The sequence below is a fragment of the Sporosarcina sp. CAU 1771 genome (assembly GCF_054482775.1).
On the sequence record NZ_JBTLRN010000024.1, the window covers coordinates 43,514 to 49,999 of the forward strand.

Below are 6,486 nucleotides of genomic sequence, written 5' to 3' on the forward strand. Positions count from 1 at the left end.
ATTGAGGTAGAAAGGGAAGGTGAACAGTTTGGCAATGGATGAGAAAGATATGCAGGGAGCCTATGATGCAAATCAGATACAGGTACTTGAAGGACTTGAGGCTGTCCGCAAACGTCCGGGAATGTATATTGGAACGACAAGTTCGAGAGGACTTCACCATCTTGTTTGGGAAATTGTTGACAACAGTATTGATGAAGCACTTGCCGGTCATTGCGATCACATAGAAGTCATAATGGAAAAAGACGATTGGATTCGAGTCGATGACAACGGACGTGGAATCCCAGTTGGTACACAGGAATCAACTGGTCGACCTGCAGTTGAAGTAATTATGACTGTTTTACACGCCGGAGGTAAATTTGGCGGTGGAGGTTATAAAGTTTCAGGTGGTTTGCATGGTGTTGGAGCAGCTGTAGTAAACGCATTATCAGCTAAGACAGAGGTATTTGTGAGACGAAACGGCAACGTTTACTCGATTGAATTCGAAAAAGGAGTACCTTCGAAAGAACTTTCTATAATTGGAGAATCCAATGAAACGGGGACAAGTGTCCGATTCAAACCAGATGCAGAGATTTTTACAGAATCAACAACATTTGAATACGATATTCTTGCCAATCGTTTACGTGAACTTGCCTATCTGAACCGTGGACTCCGTGTTACGATTATGGATGAAAGAACGGAAGATGGAAAAACCAATACGTATTATTACGAAGGCGGTATTAAGTCTTACGTCGAGCATTTGAATAAAAATAAAGAGCCAATTCATGAAGAGCCAATCTACATTGAAGGCGAAAAAGATGGCATCTCTATCGAAATTGCAATGCAATATAATAGCGGTTATGCAGAAAATCTATATTCTTTCGCCAATAATATAAATACGTATGAAGGCGGAACGCATGAATCAGGTTTTAAAACTGCACTGACTCGTGTTATTAATGATTATTCAAGGAAAAACGGTGCACTGAAAGAAGCAGACTCGAATTTATCAGGCGATGATGTACGTGAAGGGTTAACAGCTATCATTTCCATCAAGCACCCTGATCCTCAGTTTGAAGGTCAAACGAAAACAAAACTAGGGAACTCTGAAGTAAGTACAATTACAAATTCACTTTTCTCAGAAGGACTCCAACGTTTTCTACTTGAAAACCCAACAACTGCTCGTCAAATTATTGATAAGAGTTTAATGGCAGCCCGTGCACGCCTAGCAGCAAAAAATGCACGTGAGTTTACGCGCAGAAAATCAGCACTAGATGTTTCAAGTCTTCCTGGAAAGTTATCCGACTGCTCGTCAAGAGACCCTGAAATCAGTGAATTGTACATTGTTGAGGGTGACTCGGCAGGAGGATCTGCAAAAGGAGGTCGTGATCGACACTTCCAAGCAATTTTACCTCTACGTGGGAAAATATTGAATGTCGAAAAGGCCCGACTTGATCGGATTTTAGGGAACGCTGAAATTCGTATGATTATTACAGCACTCGGAACTGGAATAGGTGAAGAGTTTGCACTTGAAAAAGCACGTTATCATAAAATTATTATTATGACCGATGCCGATGTAGATGGGGCACATATTCGGACATTGTTACTAACATTCTTCTTCCGGTTTATGCGACCGCTTATTGAGGCTGGGTATGTGTATATTGCACAGCCACCGCTTTATCGTGTAAAACAAGGGAAAACACAAGAATATTGTTATAACGAAGAAGAGCTTCAAGAGATTTTAAATCGCTTATCTGCCTCACCAAAGCCAGTTATTACAAGGTATAAGGGACTTGGAGAGATGGACGCCACACAGTTATGGGATACAACAATGGATCCAGGGCAGCGCACATTGCTTCAAGTTGAACTCGATGACGCACTGACTGCAGATCTAACATTTCAGGAACTGATGGGCGATGAAGTTGAACCACGTCGTCGATTTATTGAAGAAAATGCAATATATGCACAAAATATAGATACGTGATTGTCTACACTACTTTTTGAATTACTTTCTATAAGGATTGTTGAGTTGAAAGGAGTTTACTAACATGGCAGATATGCCGAAGCGTGGGGTTCAGGGAATAAATATTAGCACGGAGATGAAAACATCATTCCTTGATTATGCAATGAGTGTCATCGTTTCACGTGCACTCCCCGATGTAAGAGATGGTTTGAAGCCAGTACACCGTCGTATTCTATATGCGATGCAAGATCTTGGAAATACAGCAGATAAACCACATAAGAAATCTGCACGTATCGTGGGCGATGTAATCGGTAAGTATCACCCGCATGGTGATAGTGCTGTTTATGACACGATGGTGCGAATGGCACAAGACTTTAACTATCGGTATATGCTCGTTGACGGTCATGGAAACTTTGGTTCCGTTGATGGTGACGGTGCAGCTGCGATGCGTTATACAGAGTCTAGGATGTCCCGTATTGCGATGGAACTCCTACGAGATATAAATAAAGATACGGTTGATTACCAGGATAACTATGACGGGCAAGAAAGAGAGCCTATCGTTCTTCCAAGCCGTTATCCAAACTTACTTGTAAACGGAACTACGGGAATCGCTGTTGGAATGGCAACAAACATTCCTCCTCATCATCTTGGGGAAACAATCGACGCGGTTCTTGCCTTAGCTGATAATCCTGAAATAACGACTGAAGAACTTATGGAAATCATCCCTGGCCCCGACTTTCCAACGGGCGGAATCATTCTTGGGCGAAGTGGAATTCGAAGAGCTTATGAAACGGGTCGAGGCTCGGTTATTATTCGAGGAAAAGTAGAAATTGAACAAAAATCAAACGGTAGAGAAACAATTCTTGTGAATGAATTGCCATTCCAAGTAAATAAAGCTCGCCTAATTGAAAAAATTGCTGAACTCGTTCGGGATAAAAAGATTGACGGGATTACCCATTTGGCAGATGAATCAGACCGTACGGGTATGCGAATCGTTATCGAAGTTCGTCGCGATGCGAATGCGAACGTTTTATTGAATAACTTATATAAACAAACAGCACTCCAGTCAAGTTTTGGAGTGAATATGTTGGCACTTGTTGATGGCCAGCCAAAAGTACTTGCACTGAAAGAAATATTGTATCACTATCTTGAACACCAAAAAGTAGTGATTCGCAGACGTACTCAATATGATTTAAAAAGGGCAGAAGATCGTGCGCACATTCTTGAAGGATTGCGTATAGCACTTGATAATATTGATGCAATCATTGCACTTATTCGTGGGTCAAATACAACGGATGAAGCCAAAACGGGTTTGATGGATCAGTTTAATTTATCAGAACGACAAGCACAGGCTATTCTTGATATGCGTCTTCAACGCTTGACAGGACTTGAAAGAGACAAGATTGAAGATGAATACAATGCATTACAAGAACTGATTCAAGAACTTAAATCAATACTGGCGGACGAATTGAAACTTATTAGTATTATTCGAGAAGAATTGCTAGAGGTCCGTGCTCGTTTTTCAGATGAACGAAGAACAGAGATCACAGTTGGCGGGGCGGAAATGATTGAAGATGAGGATCTCATTCCGATTGAAAATTCTGTCCTAACACTTACACATAATGGATACATTAAACGTTTGCCGGCAAATACGTATCGTAGTCAACGACGTGGTGGTCGTGGAATCCAAGGAATGGGTACGAACGACGATGATTTCGTTGAACACCTATTGAATACGTCTACGCATGATACAATTTTGTTTTTCACAAGCAAAGGACGCGTATTCCGTACAAAAGGCTATCAAGTGCCTGAGTTCAACCGAACTGCAAAAGGACTTCCAATCATTAATTTACTTGGCGTTGATAAAGACGAAAAGGTAACAGCAATGATTCCAGTGGATGAATTCGAAGAGGATAAATACTTCTTCTTTGCAACGAAAAACGGTGTTGCTAAACGGACACCAGTAGCTGCTTTTGCAAACATTCGCTCAAATGGTCTGATCGCTTTAACCCTTCGTGGGGACGATGAACTGATTGGCGTTAAAATGACGAATGGACAAGAAGACATTGTAATCGGAACGAGAGACGGTATGCTCATTAAGTTTAATGAGACAGATATTCGACTAATGGGTAGAACTGCTGGAGGTGTCCGTGGTATACGTCTTCGTGATGGCGATATTACAGTTGGTATGGATATCGTCCGTGAAGGACAAGAAATCCTTGTTGTTACTGAAAAAGGATTCGGTAAACGAACGCCAATAGAGGATTATCGAATTCAATCGCGCGGTGGCTACGGATTGAAAACGTTGAACGTTACCGAACGAAATGGATTACTTGTTGCAATGAAAGCTGTAGACGGGTCCGAGGATCTTATGTTAATTACCATTAACGGTGTTTTAATCCGCATGGACATTAACGATATTTCTGTCATCGGTCGTAGTACACAAGGGGTTCGACTTATCCGTCTTGGAGAAGACGAGCTTGTCGCGACTGTGGCTAAAGTTGAAAAAGATGATGAAGATGAAGAGGTAAACGAAAACGAAAACGATGAAAATACTTCCGAGGATAATGAGAACTTATCGGACGAAGCTGAAGCAACTATAGAAGTGGAATCTCCTGATACTGAGGAAGATGAAAATTAAACAAACAATCTTTTGTTTATCGTCGGAGTAGCAATTAAATGCTGCTCCGACGTTTTTTTATCTAATCTATCGATTTAATTTTCGGAATATAGTAAAATTGATATAGTTATTATGGAAGGGGTAGTCTGATTGGAAGAGACATTTGTGAAAGTGAGTAATTTACGCCCAGGTATTGTTATAACTGAAGATATATATGTAAATACGAACCAACCAATCATTAGAAGAAACACAAAAATTGCTATGGAACATTTAAAAGTATTAGAAGCATTTTCAGTAAGAGAAGTAAAAGTAGAAAAAGGTGCTGTAGTAAAAAGAGATGAGGCACTAGTTACAGATGACATGGAACCTATTGATCCTGACAATCTACTTGCGGAAATAACATTGGAACAAATTGATGTTCTTGCTTTATTCGACGAGGTAGTCCAGCAATACAAACGAGAATTCAATGGATGGCGAGCCGGTGTGAGGGTTAATGTTGCTAAAATACGTACAATAATTATGCCGTTACTTGAAGTCTTTATTGAAAAGAAAGAATACCTATTGAATTTGACTGGATTCTCGGACTCCAAGCAATATATTTATCAGCATCCAATTGCAGTAGGTGTAATATCAGCTGCAATCGGTAATCAGATGGGACTCTTAAAAGGTCAAGTCTTGCAATTGGGTCTAGCGGGGATATTTGCAGACTGCGGAATGGCAAAAGTAGATACGTCTATTTATGAAAAAGTTGCTTTTTTAACTAAAGAGGAATTCAACGAAGTTAAAAAGCACACAGTATTTAGTTATCAAATGATTCAAGATACTCCATTACTACGTCAAGAAATGAAATTGGCAATATTCCAGCACCATGAACGTCTAGATGGAAGTGGATATCCAAGAGGAGATAAAATGGAGGAAGTTTCTATCTACTCTCAAATAATTGCGGTAGCTGATGTATTCCACGCAATGACTTCCCAAAGGTTATATCAATCTAAAGAATCTGCGTTTAAAGTAATCGAGTTGATTAAAGAAGAAGAGTTTGGAAAGTTTGATATTAAAGTTGTTCAAGCACTAGAAGACTTACTAGGTAATCTTTCAATTGGAACTAAGGTTAGATTAACGAATGGTGACGAAGGGGAAATATTATTTATTCATCGTGATGCCAAACTACGTCCAATGATTAGATTGGATACAGATGGTACAGTATTTGATTTAACAAAAAATCGATCTGTATCGATTAATCAAATTTTATCTTAAGAAAAGGCATTGAAACAAGGGGGTGCTAAACATTTTTAAAAAGATTTCATTTAAGTGTTGCATTAAGGAATAGAAGATGGTATATTTAATCACGTTGCTCTTGCGACATTGAAAACAACTTAAAAAAAGAAATTGAAATTAGTTGTTGACATCGCGAATGCGATTTGATATGATATAAGAGTTGCTGTTGAAACAATGAATTCAACTAAAATTTAATAGGCGAGTTAATCTCTTCTATTATATAATTTGGATAAACAGAACAATACATTCATATTTAAATGAACCTTGAAAACTGAACAGCAAAACGTCAAGAAATACACGCAAGAGTATTTATACTTAAGCGAAAAACGAACCTTCGGGTTCAAAGTCAGCAAGAAATGAGCAATCATTTTCTTCTGTAATAACTGCTGGCGGTCGAGACGTAGTGAAGTGCTAGGAAACGAGTGAGAGAAGAAGGGAGTGTACTTTTGAGTACATGACCGACTGATTGAACGAAGTTGAAGACGCAATTCGCTATGTATCGGACGTCAGATATTATGGAGAGTTTGATCCTGGCTCAGGACGAACGCTGGCGGCATGCCTAATACATGCAAGTCGAGCGAAACTTATAGGAGCTTGCTCCTGTAAGTTTAGCGGCGGACGGGTGAGTAACACGTGGGCAACCTGCCCTGCA

3 protein-coding genes and 1 rRNA gene are annotated in these 6,486 nt (G+C 39.8%); all 4 read left to right on the forward strand.

Features of this window, described 5'->3' with window-relative positions:
- Positions 1 to 34 precede the first annotated feature (34 nt).
- Positions 35 to 1,957 (forward strand): DNA topoisomerase (ATP-hydrolyzing) subunit B, encoded by a 1,923-nt coding sequence (gyrB, locus tag ACXYMX_RS13975; RefSeq protein ID WP_459044868.1) that lies wholly within the window; start codon positions 35 to 37, stop codon positions 1,955 to 1,957.
- A gap of 64 nt (positions 1,958 to 2,021) precedes the next feature.
- A complete protein-coding gene (gene gyrA, locus ACXYMX_RS13980) occupies positions 2,022 to 4,577 on the forward strand; it encodes a DNA gyrase subunit A (protein ID WP_459044866.1) in 2,556 nt (851 codons plus the stop codon).
- A gap of 129 nt (positions 4,578 to 4,706) precedes the next feature.
- A complete protein-coding gene (locus tag ACXYMX_RS13985) occupies positions 4,707 to 5,813 on the forward strand; it encodes an HD-GYP domain-containing protein (RefSeq protein ID WP_459044867.1) in 1,107 nt (368 codons plus the stop codon).
- 533 nt (positions 5,814 to 6,346) lie between these two features.
- A 16S ribosomal RNA gene (locus tag ACXYMX_RS13990) occupies positions 6,347 to 6,486 on the forward strand; the annotation flags it as partial.

Excerpts from the sequence above, each read along its gene's own strand:
- gyrB (WP_459044868.1), top strand. The coding sequence starts at position 35 with ATGGATGAGAAAGATATGCAGGGAGCCTATGATGCAAATCAGATACAG.
- gyrA (WP_459044866.1), top strand. The coding sequence starts at position 2,022 with ATGGCAGATATGCCGAAGCGTGGGGTTCAGGGAATAAATATTAGCACG.